Origin of the sequence: Pseudomonas sp. NPDC096950, from assembly GCF_044762525.1 — a bacterium.
Lineage (GTDB): Bacteria > Pseudomonadota > Gammaproteobacteria > Pseudomonadales > Pseudomonadaceae > Aquipseudomonas.
In genome coordinates, this window is the sequence record NZ_JBIWEL010000014.1 from 1 (window position 1) to 17,825 (window position 17,825).

Here is a 17,825-nt window from a genome sequence, read left to right on the forward strand (position 1 = left end):
GGTCGCCCTTGTCGGACTGGCTGATGTAACCGTGCACGGCGTTGGACATGATCACGCTGTCGATAATCGGCTTGATCGGTTCGGACACCAGCGCTTGCAGCGGGTGGGATTCGATCGGCAGGCGGAAACCGGCGAGTTTGGCCATGTGCCCGGAGTTACCGGCGGTCACCACGCCGACGCGCTTGGCGCCGATGAAGCCTTTGTTGGTTTCAACACCGATGCACACGCCGTTTTCCTTGCGGAAACCGATCACTTCGGTCTGCTGGATCAGGTCCACGCCCAAGGCGTCGGCGGCACGGGCAAAGCCCCAGGCCACGGCATCGTGACGGGCCACGCCGCCGCGACGCTGGACGGTAGCGCCCATCACCGGGTAGCGAGTGTTCTTGGAGCAGTCGAGGTACGGAATCTCGTCGGCCACTTGCTTGGCATCGAGCAGTTCGCCGTCCACGCCGTTGAGGCGGTTGGCGCTGACCCGACGCTCGGAATCTCGGATGTCTTGAAGGGTGTGGCACAGGTTGTAGACGCCGCGCTGGGAGAACATCACGTTGTAGTTCAGGTCCTGGGACAGGCCTTCCCACAGTTTCATCGCGTGTTCGTACAGGTGCGCCGACTCGTCCCACAGGTAGTTGGAGCGAACAATGGTGGTGTTGCGCGCGGTGTTACCGCCGCCCAGCCAGCCTTTCTCGACCACGGCCACGTTGGTGATGCCGTGTTCCTTGGCCAAGTAGTAGGCGGTCGCGAGACCATGCCCGCCACCGCCGACGATGACCACGTCATAGACCTTTTTCGGGGTCGGCGTGCGCCACATTTTCTGCCAGTTTTCGTGATGGCTGAGGGAGTGTTTGAAGAGGCCGAAGCCCGAATAGCGTTGCATAGTCATTTACTCCAAAACCGCGCTCAGCGATAAACCGGGAAGTCCGCGCACAGGGCTGCCACTTGCTGGGCGACATTCGCCTCGACATCGGCATCGCCGAGGTTGTCGAGGATGTCGCAGATCCAGCCGGCCAGCGTCACGCACTGGGTAACCTTGAAGCCGCGCGTGGTCACCGCCGGGGTGCCGATGCGCAGGCCCGAGGTCACGAACGGCGACTGTGGATCGTTCGGCACAGCGTTCTTGTTCACGGTGATGTGGGCGCGACCGAGGGCGGCGTCCGCGTCTTTGCCGGTGAGGCCCTGACGGATCAGGCTGACCAGGAACAGGTGGTTGTCAGTCCCGCCGGACACTACATCGTAGCCGCGTTTGATAAACACGCCGGCCATGGCCTGGGCGTTGTCGATCACTTGTTGTTGATAAGCCTTGAAACCAGGCTCCAGCGCTTCCTTAAAGCACACCGCTTTACCCGCGATCACGTGCATCAGCGGGCCGCCCTGTGCGCCGGGGAATACGGCGGAGTTGAGCTTTTTCTCGATCTCTTCGTTGGCCTTGCACAGGATCAGGCCGCCACGTGGACCGCGCAGGGTCTTGTGGGTGGTGGTGGTGACCACGTCGGCGTACGGCAGCGGGTTCGGGTACAGGCCAGCGGCAACCAGACCGGCAACGTGGGCCATGTCGACGAACAGCAGCGCACCGACCTTGTCAGCAATCTGACGGAAGCGCGGGAAATCGAGGGTCTTGGAGTAAGCCGAGAAGCCGGCAACGATCATTTTCGGCTTGCACTCGACGGCCAGACGTTCGACTTCGTCGTAGTCGATCAACCCGGTCTTGGTGTCGATGCCGTACTGCACGGCGTTGTAGAGCTTGCCCGAGGACGACACTTTCGCGCCGTGGGTCAGGTGGCCGCCGTGGGCCAGGCTCATGCCGAGAATGGTGTCGCCTGCCTGGATCAGAGCCAGGTAAACGGCGCTGTTCGCGGAAGAACCGGAATGCGGCTGGACGTTGGCGTAATCGGCGCCGAACAGTTGCTTGGCGCGTTCGATGGCCAGGGCTTCAACCTTATCGACGTGCTCGCAGCCACCGTAGTAGCGCTTGCCCGGATAGCCTTCGGCGTATTTGTTGGTCAGGCCACTGCCTTGCGCTTCCATGACGCGTTTGCTGGTGTAGTTCTCTGACGCGATCAGCTCGATGTGATCTTCCTGGCGTTGCTCCTCGGCATTCATCGCCGCCAGCAGTGCATCGTCGTAGCCCTTGATCTGGTCTTGCTTGCTGAACATCGCGTCTCTCCCAGCGGCGGCTTTGTGCGCCTTTCGTCTCGGTGAGGCACGTACCTATCGGCAGTGCCCTTTGGATGCGATGGTATGACCGGCGCAGACAGGTCAAATGCCTATGGACGCCACGCAAAGGTGCGTTTACGACATGGGTTGAAATGGCTTCCCCGAACAGACAGAGATCCCTTGTGGGAGCGGGCTTGCTCGCGAATGCGGTGGGTCATCCGACACTGATGTTGACTGACCCGGCGCATTCGCGAGCAAGCCCGCTCCCACAGGGGGTTAGGCGATTGCCTGACGTAGCGCGAGCAACAGTAAGAAGTGCACCGGATAGAGCGCATACGCCCAACGCCGCATCGGCGGCGGTTTAAGACGACTGGCATGTCGCAACAGGAGCACGCCAACCAACGGCGCAACCAGACAAGCGGCAATTCCGAAAATCGCCGCACCATTCCCCACCTGCGCAGCGGCATACAGCACCCACCATTGATTCGCCGCCACGCACACCAATCCCGGCACCAGGCTGAAATACCAGGGCCGGCGGATCACCAGCAGCATCGCCAACGGCAACAGCACACCGAAGAAGCCGAACATCAGTCGTTCCGGGAACAACAGCGCGAGCAACACGGCACCCACCGCCAGCAGGCGCGAAGTCAGCGTCGGTTGCTGCCAACCCCGCGCCACCAATAGCCCGAGCACCAACGTGGGCATCACGTTTAACGTGTCGGGATCAGGAATGAACAACCGATAGGGAATTTCGCTGATGGCGCTAAACGCCATCAACCATCCCAGATAACGCCACTGACTACCGGACGGCGCGGCGCGCGCCCGAGACAAATTGGCCGCCATCGCCAGGCAGAACCACGGAAACGCCAGCCGCCCTGGCACATACAGAAAATCGACGGAGTAACCGACATATCGCAGGTGATCGAGCACCATGCTCAGCAGCGCCAGCCACTTGAGCAAATCCAGCGCGCCGTCCCTTTGCGTCATGTGCATAATTGCCCGTCAACTGTGTAATTTTCTGACAGCATCACCGCGTGTGCTCCCCGGACGATCTTCGGTAAAGTGCGCACCATCATTGACCACAAGACGCCTCACCATAGGGGTCTTGAACACGGAATCAGGCCATGACCGATAAGAGCCAACAATTTGCCAGCGACAACTATTCCGGTATCTGCCCTGAAGCCTGGGCAGCCATGGAACAGGCCAACCACGGCCACCAGCGCGCTTATGGCGACGATGAATGGACCGCTCGCGCGTCCGACGATTTCCGCAAACTGTTTGAAACCGACTGCGAAGTGTTCTTCGCGTTCAACGGCACCGCGGCCAACTCGCTGGCCCTGTCGTCGCTGTGCCAGAGTTACCACAGCGTGATCTGCTCGGAAACCGCCCACGTCGAAACCGACGAATGCGGCGCGCCAGAATTTTTCTCCAACGGCTCCAAACTGCTGGTCGCGCGCACTGAAAACGGCAAGCTGACCCCGGAATCGATTCGCGAAGTCGCCCTCAAGCGCCAGGACATCCACTACCCGAAACCTCGCGTCGTGACCCTGACCCAGGCCACGGAAGTCGGCAGCGTCTACACCCCGGAAGAAATCCGCGCCATCAGCATCACCTGCAAGGAACTCGGCCTGAACCTGCACATGGACGGCGCGCGTTTCTCCAACGCCTGCGCGTTCCTCGGTTGCTCCCCGGCGGACCTGACCTGGAAGGCCGGTGTTGATGTGTTGTGCTTCGGCGGCACGAAAAACGGCATGGCCGTGGGCGAGGCGATCCTGTTCTTCAACCACAAACTGGCGGAAGACTTCGACTACCGCTGCAAACAGGCCGGGCAACTGGCCTCGAAGATGCGCTTCCTCTCGGCACCGTGGGTCGGCATCCTGGAAAACCACGCTTGGCTCAAATACGCCAAACACGCCAACCACTGCGCGCAACTGCTGGCCGAACTGGTCAGCGACATTCAGGGCGTGGAACTGATGTTCCCGGTGCAAGCCAACGGCGTGTTCCTGCAACTATCCGAACCGGCCATCGCCGCCCTGACCGCCAAGGGCTGGCGCTTCTACACCTTCATCGGCAACGGCGGCGCCCGCTTCATGTGCTCGTGGGACACCGAAGAAGAGCGCGTACGCGAATTGGCGGCAGACATCCGCGAAGTCATGTCACGCTAATCCCCACATGCAATGAAACCCTGTGGGAGCGGGCTTGCTCGCGAATGCGGTGTGTCATTCAACATTGGCGTTGACTGATACACCGCATTCGCGAGCAAGCCCGCTCCCACAGGGATTGCGTTTCAAGCCCTGACTGACTCGCCTTAAGGCATGCCCTCCTCGCCACAAATACTTGGTCTACATTGACTGGCGAGCCGTTTCTATCTGCTCAGATAAAAACAATCAGGAGCGCACGCATGTCCTTACAAGGCAAAACCCTGTTCATCACCGGCGCCAGTCGTGGCATTGGGCGTGAGATTGCGCTGCGGGCTGCGCGGGACGGGGCCAATATTGTGATTGCGGCCAAGAGTGCCGAGGCGCATCCCAAGCTGCCGGGCACGATTTTCAGTGTGGCGAGAGAAGTCGAAGACGCGGGTGGCAAGGCGCTGGCGTTGCAGGTGGATGTGCGCGATGAAGTCGCGGTGCGGGAGGCGCTGGCCCAGGCCAATGAGCATTTCGGCGGGATTGATGCACTGGTCAACAACGCAGGGGCGATCAAGTTGACCGGTGTTCAGCATGTCGAGCTCAAGCGTTTCGACCTGATGCACCAGATCAACACCCGCGCGGTATTGCTGTGCAGTCAGGCCGCCCTGCCTTATCTGAAAAAATCCCAGGGTCATATTCTCAACCTGTCGCCGCCGCTGAATCTGGCGACGAAATGGTTCGCGCAATACAGTCCCTACACCGTGACCAAATACGGCATGAGCATGCTCACGCTGGGGATGAGCGAGGAATTCAAGAATTACGGGATCAGCGTTAATTCGCTATGGCCGCAAACTATGATTGCCACTGCCGCCATCGAGTTTCAGCTTGGCTCGCGGGAGTCCTTCAAACATGCACGAACGCCGGCGATCATGGCGGATGCCGCGCACATCATTCTGGACAGCAGCGGTCGCAGCATTACCGGGCGGTTGTTGATTGATGAGGAGATTCTGCGGGAACACGGGGTGACGGAGTTTGCGGGGTATCGGTTTGAACCGGATTCCACCGATGTTTTGATGCCGGATTTGTTTGTGGGTTGAGAGATTGGGGTGTGTCAGTTGAATCCACCCCTCACCCTAACCCTCTCCCCAGAGGGGCGAGGGAACTGACCGAGGGTTCTTGGAGCTACATCGACCTGAAATATCGAGTTGAACGCAGGTTTTGAATAATCCCCGATCGGCTCCCTTTCCCCCTCTCCCCCCTGGGGAGAGGGTTGGGGTGAGGGGTGGTTCTTGAAGCTAACGAATCATCAGAACTCAATCCGCACATCGCCCTTCGGCACGCTGCAGCACGACAGGATGTAACCCTCGGCTTCGTCTTCCTCGGTAATCCCGCCGTTGTGGTCCATCTCGACCTCGCCGCCCAGCTTCAGCACCTTGCACGTGCCGCAAATCCCCATCCCGCACGCCTTCGGAATCAGCAAACCCAGCTTGGCCGCCGCCGCGTGCACGGTTTCACCCGGAGCCACGCGAATGCTTTTGCCGGAGGAGATAAATTCGACTTGATGCAGGTCCGCCAGATCGACTTCCGGCGCATCCGCCGCGATTTCCGCTTGTTCCACCGCATCGGCACGGGCTTCCGGTGGCGTGGCGCCGAAAGATTCCTCGTGATAACGGGACATGTCGAAGCCAGCCGCTTCGAGCATGCGCTTGACCGCGTTCATGTACGGCGTCGGGCCGCAGCAGAACACTTCGCGCTCCATGAAGTCCGGGGACATCAGTTCGAGCATCTTGTGGTTCAGGTAACCGCGATAACCGGCCCACGGTTCGCCCAGGCCATGCTTCTCGCAGATCAGGTGCAGGCTGAAGTTGTCGATCCGCGACGCCATGTGTTCCAGCTCGCGGTGGTAAATGATGTCTTTCGGCGAGCGGGCGCTGTGGATAAACACCATGTCGACGTTGCCGTTGGTGTCGTAGAACCAGCGCGCCATGGACATGACCGGCGTGATCCCGACGCCGCCGCTGAGGTACAAGACCTTCGGCGCGGTGAAGTCCATGGCGTTGAACAGACCCACCGGCCCGTGCACCGCCAGCTCCTGGCCTTCATGCAGGGTGTCGTGCAGCCAGTTGGAAACCTTGCCCCCCGGTACGCGCTTGATCGTCACCGAGAAGCTGTACGGCACCGACGGCGAGCTGGAAATGGTGTAGGAGCGCATGATCGGCACGCCTTCGATTTCCAGCTCCAGGGTCACGAATTGCCCCGGCTTGAAGAAGAACAGGATCGGCTGATCGGCCATGAAGCAGAAGGTGCGCACATCCCAGGTTTCCTGGATGACTTTGACGCAACGGACGATGTGTCGACCATTGGCCCAGGTCTGGGTAGTTACCGGATTCAGGAAGCTGTTGGACATGCTGTTCTCCACCGCCGATGGTCGGCCTTATGTTGGCGATTCTGCGTATAGCGCGAGCCACCCATTTACCTATCTGCGACATTCACATACTTATCGCGACCAGCCCCCAACTACCGGGGGTTGCGCGTCGGGAACAGATTGGGCCATGTCGCCCATGGATAAGGTTCTGACGTGCGCCGGCCCCACACTCGCTCCACACAACGACAGATTCTTTACACCTTGCGTAGCAAACCTGATTAGCCACTTTTCGCCGGCCACACAGAATGGCCTTGAGGATCAAATCGATGGACGTCACCGCAAAAATCAGCCTGGGCGATCCGCTGGAACCCGCACGCAAGGCCACCGCGCAGATGCTGCAAGAACGCGAGCGCACTTTCTCGCTGCCGCAGCCGTTTTACTCTGACGAGCGGCTGTTTGATATCGATATGCAGGAGATCTTCCAGAAAGAGTGGTTGATCGCCGGCATGGCCTGCGAAATCCCGACCAAGGGCAACTACCTGACCCTGCAAGTCGGCAAGAACCCGATCATTGTGATTCGCGGCGCCGAAGGCGTGGTCCATGCGTTCCACAACGTTTGCCGTCACCGTGGCTCGCGTCTGTGCACCAGCGAAAAAGGCAAAGTGGCCAAACTGGTCTGCCACTACCACCAGTGGACCTACGAGCTGGACGGTCGCCTGTTGTTCGCCGGCACCGAGATGGGCGCCGACTTCGACATGAAGCAGTACGGCCTCAAGCCCGTGAACGTGAAAACCGCTGGCGGCTACATCTTCATCAGCCTGGCGGAGAATCCACCGGCCATTGATGACTTCCTGTCGACGCTGAACCATTACATGGAACCGTACGACATGGAGAACACCAAGGTGGCGATCCAGACCACCTTGTTCGAAAAGGCCAACTGGAAACTGGTGCTGGAAAACAACCGCGAGTGCTACCACTGCAACGCGTCGCACCCGGAACTGTTGAAAACCCTGCTGGAATGGGACGACGTCACCGACCCGCGCGCCGACCAGGCGTTCAAGGACCACGTCGCCGCCTCCGCCGCGGCCTGGGAAGCCGAGAAGATTCCCTACGCCCACGCCAGTTTCGGCCTGCGTAACCGCATCGTGCGCATGCCGCTGCTCAAGGGCACCGTGTCGATGACCCTGGACGGCAAACAGGGCTGCGCCAAACTCATGGGCCGGATCAAGAACCCGGACCTCGGTTCGATGCGCATCCTGCACCTGCCGCACTCGTGGAACCACTGCATGGGCGATCACATCATCGTGTTCACCGTGTGGCCGATCAGCGCTCAGGAAACCATGGTCACCACCAAGTGGATCGTGCACAAGGACGCAGTAGAAGGCGTGGATTACGACGTGGACCGCATGCGTCAGGTTTGGGACGCGACCAACGACCAGGACCGTCGCCTGGCCGAAGAGAACCAGCGCGGGATCAACTCCACCGCCTACCAGCCTGGGCCTTATTCCAAGACCTATGAATTTGGCGTGGTGAACTTTGTGGATTGGTACAGCGAACGGTTGCTGAGCAATTTGGGGGCTGAGCCTGCGCCTTACCTCAAAGGGGTTCCGGTTCAAGGCTAAGAGCAAAGGCAAAAGCTTCGCGAGCAAGCCCGCTCCCACAGGGGATTGGTGGTGTTCACAAATACTGCGAACACCCTCAATCAATGTGGGAGCGGGCTTGCTCGCGAAAGCAGTCTTTCAGTCACCCAGGATCATTGGGCTGATGAAGACCACCGCACCGACCCATCCTCCCCGATAAACGTCTCCTCGATGTTCTCCCCCACCAGCCGCACCTTCACATAACCATTCAACACCCGCAGCGGGTACGCCTCGTCCCCCGCATTTTGCGTTTCCGACCACAACACCCGCGAATGCCCATCCAGCTCGCTGGCATTGCCATACGGAATCGCCCCGTGCCCGGCGCAGCGCGCATGCAGCCTTCCCTGGGCGGCGTAGCAGATGCCGTTGTGCAAATGCCCCCAGTACCAATAATCCGGCTCACGCCCCAAGGCATCACACACCGTTTTGAACAGCGGCGTGGTGTTGTGCCCGGAGATATCAAAACCCTGGTGATGACTGAGCACCATGATCTTCTTGCGCTGGGGCAGTTCTTTCATCCAGGCAATTTGTTCCTGGTTCAGCGTGCCGTCCATGTACAGGTTGATCGCGTCCGAGGCGTAGGCGCTGTCGAGTCCGATCACCACCCAATCGTCGTTGTACAACGCGAAATAACTGGTGCCCTGCTGCGTCGGGAAACGCTTGGCGAGTTCCTTGAAGTAGCCGTGGGCGCCGCTGTACATCTCGTGGTTGGAATTGAGCGTGAACGAGCCGTGCTTGCCCATCGGCCAGCCAACCATGTCGACGTCTTCCTGGGAGTGGGTGCCGGCGTAATACACGTCCCCCAAGTGCACAGTGAAATCCGCCTGGGCCAGTTGCATCTGGTTGGCCACCGCCACCGCCGGGGCATGGCTGTCGAACGGGCCGGTGCCCCAGTCGCCGGCAATCGCCAGGATCACGTCGCTGTCCATTTTCATCAGCGCCGGGGTGGTGGCGAACGGCGCGTGATGGCGCAGGTTTTCGATCCACTTGAGCAGCGCCTCGCTCCACAACAAATCCAACAGTTCCCATTTGCGACAACCGAGCAAACTGCCGTCCTTGAGCACCCGGGTTTGCAGGTCGTCGGTGGATTGCGGCAGCGGTGTGGCGTTGCCGATGTGCAGGATCGACAAGCCGTGGGACAACTCCCAGGGCACGCTCGGTTCATCGTCCGGCAAGTCGCCGTGCTTGAGCACGTATTGCGCCTGGTCGTGACCGCGTTGCAGCAACGCGACAATGGCCTGGAATTCCTCGGGTTCCAGCTCGCTGATGAGTTTTTTCCACGACATTTCCAGTCGCGTGTACAGCCCGTGCAGGCGCACTTTGACTTTGTCGTACTCATGTTCCCAATGACTGACTAATGACATGTTGGCCTTCCTCCATCCGTAGTGGGATCACAGGGTTTTCATGAACTCGATGAGCGCCCGTTTATCGATGTCCGACAGCTGCGTGCCATACAAATGGCCGCTGTTGTGGTTGCCTTCCAATCGCGTGTCGTATTTGAAATCCGCCGAGGCTTTGGCCTGGGCGCCGCTGGTGACGAAGCCGACTTTCTCCTGGTCGTAGACGTCAGACCCTGTGAAGAACACCTGTGGCCGCTGTTCCGGTGGTTGCAGCAAATCCCACAGCGTCGGCACCGAACCGTTGTGCAGGTACGGCGCACGCATCCAGATGCCGTCGGTGGGCGTGTTGCTGTAGCTCTGGGTCTTGCGGTAGGCGTTGAAGTCGAACGGCGGTTTCTTGAAGCCGTGGAACGCCGTCACCAGACCGGTGGTGAACGAGTCCAGCCGATGGGGATCGGTGCCCAGTTCTTCGATGTTGGTGGTGACCTGGCCGGTGTCGGTGCGGCCGAACTCATGGCAACCGGCGCAGTTTTTATCCCAGATCGGTTTGCCCTGTGCGACCTTGGCCTGATCCAGCCCCCACGGCCACGCGGGAGGTTTGGTGCCCAGCAGCCAATTGGTCACGCGGTTGAAGCTTTCCGGCAGCACCGATTCCGGCGTCGCGCCCACGGCCATGGCCGCTGCGTAGTTGCGTTCGTGGATGTCGTTGTTGTTGCCGTCCCAGTGCAGATACAGCGACTCCCGGGGCTTCTGGTTCCAGACTTGCGGCAAATCCACGGTGCCGATGGTCGAGTCATCCGGGAAGCCGAACACCACCATTTTCGTCGGGTTAAACGTGTCGGTGCGCCCCGGTCCTTGGGGTGGACGCAGCTTTTGCCAGGCATAGGCCTGTTTCTGCGCGAGCAACGCGCTCTTGGCCATCGGGATGATCAGGTAGCGGTTGTACAAGCGCTCGAAAAACCCGAGCTGGAACTTGCTGTTGATCGCCGTCATCACCGCGTCGGTGGTGAATTTCGGGTCGCTGGCGCAATCGTAGGCGAACCACTGGAAGGCTTGCAGTTGCAAAGTATTGGCCGGGGCGGTGGCGACCGGCGTGGCGACTTCGCCGGCATTCGCCCGGTAGGAACCGGTGTGGCACAGGGCGCAGTTCGGTTCGACGGTCGGGTAGCCGATCTGCCGCTTGGCCATGCCGATGGGCAGGTCCTTGCCGTTTTCGAAGAGGAAGCCGAACACTTCATAGCCGCCGGGTTTCGGCAGTTTTTCCGGGCACATCTGCGGCAGTACAGCAAACAGGTAATACGGAATCCGCGCTTCGATGCCGAGGCCGATGGCGGCGTATTTGTAGTGGTCTTCGTCGGATGCGTATTTCTCCGCCGGCACCACCCGCAGCATCTGGTACCAGGTTTCGTAACCGATAAACCCGACCAGCAGCACCACGATCAGCGTACCGACCTTGAAGCCATGGCTTTGCCAGCGCAGCGCCCAACCCGCGCGCCATTCCCGCCAGCCGTCGCAGAGCAACGCCAAGGGCCGCGTGGCCGGCGTGGTGCCGAGGTACAGCAGGATCCCGAGGATCAGGAACATGCTCAAATCACCGAGGAACATCGGCACAAACACCGTGGCCTGGTTGCTGGTGTTGATCAGGTAGATCCAGAACGCCACGGCGATCAGCCGCGACAGCACGCACAACCAGGAATGCACCACGAACCGTGGCGCGTTAAAGCCCGACGGCATGTAGAACACGCTGATGCCGACCAGCAACATGCCGGCGTTTTCCAGCCACGGATCGGAGAGTTGCGGCGGCAGGCCGAGCATCGACGTCAGCAACGCCGGGGCGAACAGGGCCGGCAGCGCGAAGAACATATTCATCACGATGCCGAGCCAGATGAAGCGTTGAAACCAGCGGATGTAACTGTCCATATCATCCATTTCCTTGTTGTTCCGGAACACCGCAAGCAGTGGAGTGCACACAACCCCTGTGGGAGCGGGCTTGCTCGCGAAAGCGGTCATTCATTCAACTTTTTTGTCGACTGACACGACGCCTTCGCGAGCAAGCCCGCTCCCACAGTTGGGCTGGGCTAGCCGATAGCGGTTTTCTCCAGGTGTTGCAGGATGATCGGGTACACATCGACCACCGCGTCCTTGCCGAACATGCAGTCGATGTGGCCATAGCCCGGCACCACTTGCCGGCTGTAGTTTTCCGGCCCGTGGACCTTGCACACCCGCTCATAGGTCTTGAGCGTGCTTTCCGGCAGGTAGCACTGGTTGTCCGCACCGCTGATAAAGCAGATCGGCATGCTCAGCCGATCGAAATGCGACATGTAGACGTCTTCACCCTTGAAGTTCACCAGATGCCCTTTGCGCACGATCAGCGCCAAGTGTTCGAAGGTCTGCATGTTCGATTCGCCGAACAATTCATGCAGGTTGTCGTGCAGGGTTTCGTTGAGGGTGTCGTGGCGGTATAGCGACGCGTACATGAAGGTGATGCGGTGGCACACCGGGTTGGTGCAGTAGCCCTGGGCTTCGATCCGCGCATAGCCGTTGAGGGCTTTGTCGTAGAGTTTGTTGAACCAGTTTTCCTTGTTGTCGGCGTAGGCGGTGAGGGATTTCACGCCGATGGCATCGAGCATCCCCGGCAGGTGCAATCCAGCCTTCAGACCCGTCGCAGTGGCCACCACGGTGTCCGCCGCAATCTGCGAACAGACCACCGAGCGCACACCTTGCAACCCGGCCAGCAGCGACATGAAGAACGTTGTCGCGCCGTAGCAATGCACCACGCATTGCACGTCTTTCGCCTGGGTCGCCTGCTGAATCTGCGCGATGGCAGCCTTGAAGTCGTACTGGGCGATCTGGTCGCCATTCCATTCCTTCTTGCTCGCCGGCAGCAGGATGCTCACCCGCAAATCCAGCAGCCACACGTCGTACTCGTGCTTGCACAGGAATTCCAGCAGGTTGGTCTGGATGGTGTCGGTGGAGAAAATATTCGAGCCCACGCCCAAGCCATGCACCAGCATCACCGGACCTTTAGTGCCACCCTGATAACGAGTCAGGCGCAGTTCGACGTTGTCCTCGGTCTGGAAGAAATGCACGCTCGGCGGTGGCGCATCCAGCGGCCGTTTCAGCCGTGGCGGCGCATCCGGATTGAAATAGATATCGCCCGCGAACACCCCGCCATAGCTTTCCCACAGGATGCCAGCGAAGAACTTGCCGAAGCGCGCCAACCCCTCGATACGCTCGCGCTCGTTGCGCGCATTGAGCACTTTCATGGTGGTCATTTGCTTGGCGAAATCGGTCGGGTGGATGTGCATCACCCCGGATCCAACCACCGCGCCGGTCTTGTCCGGACCGTTATACAGCGTGACGTAGAGGGTGCTGGTGTCGTGCCAGATATTCAGCACGCCGTTGTCTTCGGGCACGGTTTTAAAGGCGCTGAAGAAATAGTCGTGGCCGTCCTCGGCGGTCAGTTTCATGTCGTATTTCATGTGGCGCACGCCGACCTGTTCTTCGTACTGCTCGAACAGATTGAACACCCCGTTGCTGGCGGTCAGCGGTTGCGGTGACAGGCCTGGCGCGTTCAGGGTGCCGACCAGGGTCGCGGCGTGGGCCGGTTCCTTGATCATGCGATTGAGGTCGTTGGCGGTGATGGTCAGGGTGAATTCGATCGGCGAGTTTTCCGATTCGCCGCGTTTGGCCGCCGTCTCGTACAACGGCAGATCGGTGCCTTGGGGCTGGGTGAAATCCTTCGAAAAGTAACCCTTCATGGTTTCGGTGAACTGCACCCCGAGAGTCGGCGGCGCCACTTGTTTGCGCGGTGCCGAGGGCAGTGTGTAATCAATCGTCCAGCCGCGATCCGCCGCCAGCAGCCCCATGTTGCGCTCGCTCACCGCCGAGATGGTCAGCAGCGGATTGACCGCCAGGGACGTCGGGATCACCGCGCCGTCGGTCACGTACAAACCGGCGTACACGTCAGTGCCGCTGGCACCGCTGAACACCTGGCCCTTGTGGTTGACCACGCCCTGCCCCGCGTCCTCGCCCATCACGCAACCGCCCAACGGGTGGACGGAAACGATGCTGTGCTTGAGCAACTTGGTCCAGATCGGATTTTCGACCCAGACCCCGCCCAACGCCTTGGTGCTCAGGTGCAAACGTTCGTTACCGAGTTTGACGTTTTCTTGCTCGCCGACGCCCGGCCAATCGATGCGCAACTGATCCTTGCTGTCGAGCACCATGCGGCCCTTGCCGTCGTCGTGGCTCATGATCAGGTACGTCTGCATGTTGTGCAGCGCACCGTAATACGGGCCGCGCAGGAAGCTTTCGGCCTCGCGTTCCTTGTACTTCAACTTGCCGGTGAAACTGTCATCAGTGGCTTTGCCGATCAGTTCGGCAAACCCGGCCATGCTCGGCACCATCGGCCGGCCGAGAGCGCCGGGGATCGAGCCTTCTTCGATGACCATGCGGCTGCGCCAGTCGCCTTCGGTGCGCATGTCGATGATCGAGGTGATGCACGGGCCAACCGGCTGCAGCTCCTTAGCCGGGTGCGCGCCGAAACCGATGCCGTTGATGGGCTGTTCGCAGTTGTGGCCGAAACCGAGGATGTCACCGTTGCCGCTCATGTTTTCGCCGAGCTGGTTGGACGTGGACAAACCTTTGTCCCGGGAGCGCAGGAGGATTTCCGTGGAGCCCAAGGTGCCGGCGGACACCACCACAATGTCGGCTTTGACGAACAACGTGGGCGCGGAGAACTTCTCGCGGCCGCTGTCCAGGTACTGGAAGTGCACGATCCAGCCATCGCCGTCGCGCTCCAGATGCCGAACTTCGGCCTGGCAGAAAATCTCCGCGCCGTGGTTCCAGGCGTCCGGCAGGTAGTTCATCAGCGTGGTGTTCTTGGCCTTGTTGTTACAGCCAGAGACGCAGTCGCCGCACTGGTTGCACGGCAGTTGCTCCACGCCGACGTGGTTGAGGTTGTTCGGCAGTTTGTCGAAGGTCACGTTGATCGGCGGCCGGTAGAAATGCGCGCCTTGCTTGAGGTATTCCGCCGACTTCTTGTTGGCTTCGAGTTTCGGCAGCACCGGCGACGTACTCGGATACGGATTGGGCTTGAGCATCTCCCGGGCCCGGGCGTAACCGTCCTTGAGCAAGGTGTCGCGATGTTCACGCACCGCCAGCGGCCAGCGCGGGTCGTCGAACACACCAGGTTCCGGCTCCAGGGCGACGTTGGCGTTGATCAGCGACGTCCCGCCGAGTCCGCAGCCGACCACCACGTTTTGCTGGGCGTTGACGTGCAGGTCGAATAATCCGGTGCGCGAGCCGATGTGGCCATCCGGGTCATGCACCTGCAATTCCTCGGTGGCCGCCAGCATCGTGTTCGGGTACTCGCCGGGCTGCATCTCCCGGCCACGCTCCAGCAGGCAAACCCGCTTGCCGGCCCGGGACAGGCGCGAAGCCGCGATCCCGCCGCCATAGCCGGAGCCGATGACGATCACGTCGTAATGTTCCTTGATGTCGCTGATGGGCGTAGCTATCCGGGTCATGGGTCTTTCCCTCTATCAGGCAGATGGGGCAACTCTGCGGTTGCCTGCTTTCAACGGACGAACGAGTACCTGGCCACCGAACGAGTTCGGCGGCAGCCAGCGGTGTTATCGAAAAGAGTCAGGCGCTATAGACGCGCACGCTGATTGGCGGCACGGCGATGGGTTCGCTTTCGCAGCGACGTCGCGGGAGCCGGGACGCAGGTCGTGCAGGGAATGGGGTGCGAGCGGTGTGTCTGGCTATCCATCACACGTTCTCCCTGAACCAGATGTGGATAAGTTGCGGCTGTCCTTGGTAACTGGTGAGTGAAGACACGCGACAGATTGAAGTCAAGGAAGTGCCTTAGAACTGTATGAAATCTGATCTATCGCGTTCGGCACTATAAACGGCGTGGCTTGCAGCGTTTAGCAAACAAGTTATCCACACCTCCACCCACAGCTAATGGGGACAAGTTTGGGTTTTTACGGAAAGTTGATGATAAATAATCAAGAAAAACCGTGACTTATCCAGAAGCAGGGTTTGCGAGGGTGATTGGGTGTTTTTTGATCAAATGCTTGTGTGGCGCGTTTTATAAGGGCTGTAGAGGATGGCGAACAGTTTATCCACAGAAGCGCCAACAGACTTTGGGGGCAACTTTGGTGTAACTGTGGAAAACCGTGGGGAGGCTTGATAAATCGGGGTTATCGAGGGGTTTGTGGGTCTAAAACGGTGAATTGAGTGTTTTTTGATCAGCCGCCTGATAAGCCCGGTTTGTATGGCCTGTAGCGGACAGCGAACATCTTATCCACAGAAGCGCCAACAGAGATTGGGGGCAAGTATTAAAGTTATCCTTGGGAAAAAGCTCGAAAAAACCGTGGGTTAGGTTGGTTGTTTTTTGTTCGAAGGCATGCAGGGCCTGGTTTGTATGGGGTGTAGCGAGGGGTGAACATGTTATCCACAGAAGTGATAACAGGGATTGTGGGTAACCTCGGGATTTGTGCATGGCTTGGGATCGACCCCTCACCCTAACCCTCTCCCCAGAGGGTAGAGGGGACTGACCGGGTTGTTTGTTCAAGTTACATCGACCTGAAAGTCTTCAGCCGAACTCAGGTTTGAACAGCATGAAGATCGGCTCCCTTTCCCCCTCTCCCCTCTGGGGAGAGGGCTGGGGTGAGGGGTGGTTCTTAGGCCAACCACAAACCCAACAGATAAAGCCTCACGGGCGGTACATCAGATACGCCTCCCCCGTCACCCGAATCATCGGATGCGGGGTGATCTGGCAGGTATCCACAACCCTAAACCCATGCCGCTCATAAAACCGCCGGGCGCCGGTGTTGGCGGCGTAGTCGATCAGGCTCAGGCCATTGAGCCCCAACTGATTGGCGCGGTCGTAGGCATAGGCAAGAAATTGTTGGCCCAGCCCCTGATTGCGCCAGCCCTCATGCAGGGCCAGGCTCGAGATGTACAGGGTGTCGGGGATTTCCATCGTGGCATACGGCGCCAGCACCGGATCGGTCACGGGAGCGGCCTCGGGATCGTGACGCATCACGTAGCTGTGCAGCATGCCAACAACGTTGCCCTCGGCCTCGGCGATCAGGCAGTTTTGATAAGAGAAATCCACACCGTCACGGGCGTAGCGACTGGCGCCGACATCCAGCAAATCCTGGCCAGGCTGAGCCAGTTGACTCCAGATGTAATCCGCCGCGCCTTCCGATGAAATCTGAAACAAGCGAGCAATCTCCCGCGCATCCGAGCGCAGGGCCGAACGAAATTCCACTGCCATTGTTTTCCCCTGTGGGAGCGAGCCTGCTCGCGAAGGCGGACTGACATTCAACATTGATGTCAGCTGACACACCGCTTTCGCGAGCAGGCTCGCTCCCACATTTTTAGATGTGTGCCGTTATCTGTTAGCGAACCACGCCTTCTTCAATCAGCAACTTGAGAATCGCTTCCGCGCCTGCTTGTGCGGTGACACCTTTGAGCACTTGCCCACCACCCCCACTGGCCTTGGCCGTCGCGGCTTTCATGCGATCGGCGCCGCTTTTGGCCTTGATCACCTTCAGGCGTTTAGGCCGTGGCTTGGCCGGTTGCAGGGTCGCGACCGCCAGCAATTCATCGTCGATGACTTCGACTTCATCCGCCTGCAACACCCCGCGCCGAGCCGGGCCATAGGCGCTTTGACGAGGCTTCGGCGCAGCGTTATCCACAGTCGCCAGGAACGGCAACCGCACTTTCAAGCGACGCCGCTGACCGCGAGGCAAGGCTTGCAGCACCAGGGCCGAATTGCCGTCGATGGATTCCACCTGAGCCAGCCCCACTACCAGCGGCCAGCCGAGGCTTTCCGCCAACAGGAACGGCAACATGCCCGAGCCTTCACCGGTTTCCGCCTGACTGCCGGTGAGCACCACTTGGGCCCCGGCATCACGCAAATAGGCGGTCAACGCTGGCAGCGCGTCGGCGCCTTGCGGTTGTTCCAGCACATGCAGTTGTTCGAGGCCCATGCCCAGATAGGCACGCAACGCCGGTTCCGCGACGTCGCCGGCATGCAGCACTTGCAGGTTATCCCCAGCCAGTTGCAGGCCCAGTTCCACGGCGCGTGCGTCCTGCTCGGCGCGGCGTGGCCGGCCGGAGGTCGGGTGGGCGCCGATGGACACCAGGCTGATGACGTTCGTACTCATGACCTTTTCCTTCC

The 17,825-nt window shown here is 59.9% G+C and carries 12 protein-coding genes; 3 read left to right on the forward strand and 9 right to left on the reverse strand.

The genetic code is table 11. From position 1 onward, the window contains the following. From ACIQY3_RS20560 to ACIQY3_RS20570, 3 genes are all read right to left on the reverse strand, one after another. Window positions 1-874: sarcosine oxidase subunit beta family protein (locus ACIQY3_RS20560; RefSeq protein ID WP_403022768.1), on the reverse strand; the 874-nt coding region annotated here is incomplete at its 3' end. A gap of 23 nt (window positions 875-897) precedes the next feature. Next, complete coding sequence (glyA, locus tag ACIQY3_RS20565; RefSeq protein WP_054044206.1) at window positions 898-2,151, reverse strand: serine hydroxymethyltransferase; 1,254 nt, start codon at window positions 2,149-2,151, stop codon at window positions 898-900. A 276-nt stretch (window positions 2,152-2,427) separates the two neighbouring features. Then, on the reverse strand, window positions 2,428-3,144 hold the full coding sequence (locus ACIQY3_RS20570; RefSeq protein WP_403022772.1) for a TraX family protein: 717 nt from the start codon (window positions 3,142-3,144) through the stop codon (window positions 2,428-2,430). Between the two features lie 131 nt (window positions 3,145-3,275). On the opposite strand from ACIQY3_RS20570, the gene ACIQY3_RS20575 reads away from it, so the two are divergent. Further along, window positions 3,276-4,316: a low specificity L-threonine aldolase gene (locus tag ACIQY3_RS20575; RefSeq protein WP_403022775.1), complete on the forward strand. Its 1,041-nt coding sequence runs from the start codon at window positions 3,276-3,278 to the stop codon at window positions 4,314-4,316. Window positions 4,317-4,552: 236 nt separating this feature from the next. After that, entirely contained in the window at window positions 4,553-5,377 is an 825-nt protein-coding gene (locus ACIQY3_RS20580; RefSeq protein ID WP_403022778.1) for an SDR family oxidoreductase, read from the forward strand. A gap of 209 nt (window positions 5,378-5,586) precedes the next feature. On the opposite strand, the gene gbcB is transcribed toward ACIQY3_RS20580, so the two are convergent. Beyond that, window positions 5,587-6,687 carry a glycine-betaine demethylase subunit GbcB gene (gbcB, locus tag ACIQY3_RS20585; RefSeq protein WP_054044210.1) on the reverse strand — a complete coding sequence of 367 codons (1,101 nt, stop codon included), beginning with the start codon at window positions 6,685-6,687 and terminating at the stop codon, window positions 5,587-5,589. Window positions 6,688-6,971: 284 nt separating this feature from the next. On the opposite strand from gbcB, the gene gbcA reads away from it, so the two are divergent. Beyond that, the gene (gbcA, locus tag ACIQY3_RS20590) at window positions 6,972-8,267 is read left to right on the forward strand and encodes a glycine-betaine demethylase subunit GbcA (protein ID WP_403022782.1); all 1,296 of its coding nucleotides are present in this window, start codon (window positions 6,972-6,974) and stop codon (window positions 8,265-8,267) included. 131 nt (window positions 8,268-8,398) lie between these two features. Here the strand turns inward: gbcA and ACIQY3_RS20595 are convergent, their stop codons facing one another. The 5 genes from ACIQY3_RS20595 to ACIQY3_RS20615 form a co-directional block, all read right to left on the reverse strand. Further along, the gene (locus ACIQY3_RS20595; protein WP_054616869.1) at window positions 8,399-9,649 is read right to left on the reverse strand and encodes a metallophosphoesterase; all 1,251 of its coding nucleotides are present in this window, start codon (window positions 9,647-9,649) and stop codon (window positions 8,399-8,401) included. 27 nt (window positions 9,650-9,676) lie between these two features. After that, window positions 9,677-11,545 (reverse strand): hypothetical protein, encoded by a 1,869-nt coding sequence (locus ACIQY3_RS20600; protein ID WP_403022786.1) that lies wholly within the window; start codon window positions 11,543-11,545, stop codon window positions 9,677-9,679. 158 nt (window positions 11,546-11,703) lie between these two features. Then, window positions 11,704-15,156, reverse strand: coding sequence for a GMC family oxidoreductase N-terminal domain-containing protein (locus ACIQY3_RS20605; protein ID WP_403022788.1), 3,453 nt, complete (start codon window positions 15,154-15,156; stop codon window positions 11,704-11,706). 1,193 nt (window positions 15,157-16,349) lie between these two features. Further along, a complete protein-coding gene (locus ACIQY3_RS20610; RefSeq protein ID WP_403022791.1) occupies window positions 16,350-16,916 on the reverse strand; it encodes a GNAT family N-acetyltransferase in 567 nt (188 codons plus the stop codon). A 124-nt stretch (window positions 16,917-17,040) separates the two neighbouring features. Then, window positions 17,041-17,811 (reverse strand): electron transfer flavoprotein subunit beta, encoded by a 771-nt coding sequence (locus ACIQY3_RS20615; RefSeq protein ID WP_403022794.1) that lies wholly within the window; start codon window positions 17,809-17,811, stop codon window positions 17,041-17,043. Between the last annotated feature and the right edge of the window lie 14 nt (window positions 17,812-17,825).

Excerpts from the sequence above, each read along its gene's own strand:
- glyA (WP_054044206.1), bottom strand. The coding sequence starts at position 2,151 with ATGTTCAGCAAGCAAGACCAGATCAAGGGCTACGACGATGCACTGCTG.
- ACIQY3_RS20570 (WP_403022772.1), bottom strand. The coding sequence starts at position 3,144 with ATGCACATGACGCAAAGGGACGGCGCGCTGGATTTGCTCAAGTGGCTG.
- ACIQY3_RS20575 (WP_403022775.1), top strand. The coding sequence starts at position 3,276 with ATGACCGATAAGAGCCAACAATTTGCCAGCGACAACTATTCCGGTATC.
- ACIQY3_RS20580 (WP_403022778.1), top strand. The coding sequence starts at position 4,553 with ATGTCCTTACAAGGCAAAACCCTGTTCATCACCGGCGCCAGTCGTGGC.
- gbcB (WP_054044210.1), bottom strand. The coding sequence starts at position 6,687 with ATGTCCAACAGCTTCCTGAATCCGGTAACTACCCAGACCTGGGCCAAT.
- gbcA (WP_403022782.1), top strand. The coding sequence starts at position 6,972 with ATGGACGTCACCGCAAAAATCAGCCTGGGCGATCCGCTGGAACCCGCA.
- ACIQY3_RS20595 (WP_054616869.1), bottom strand. The coding sequence starts at position 9,649 with ATGTCATTAGTCAGTCATTGGGAACATGAGTACGACAAAGTCAAAGTG.
- ACIQY3_RS20600 (WP_403022786.1), bottom strand. The coding sequence starts at position 11,545 with ATGGACAGTTACATCCGCTGGTTTCAACGCTTCATCTGGCTCGGCATC.
- ACIQY3_RS20605 (WP_403022788.1), bottom strand. The coding sequence starts at position 15,156 with ATGACCCGGATAGCTACGCCCATCAGCGACATCAAGGAACATTACGAC.
- ACIQY3_RS20610 (WP_403022791.1), bottom strand. The coding sequence starts at position 16,916 with ATGGCAGTGGAATTTCGTTCGGCCCTGCGCTCGGATGCGCGGGAGATT.
- ACIQY3_RS20615 (WP_403022794.1), bottom strand. The coding sequence starts at position 17,811 with ATGAGTACGAACGTCATCAGCCTGGTGTCCATCGGCGCCCACCCGACC.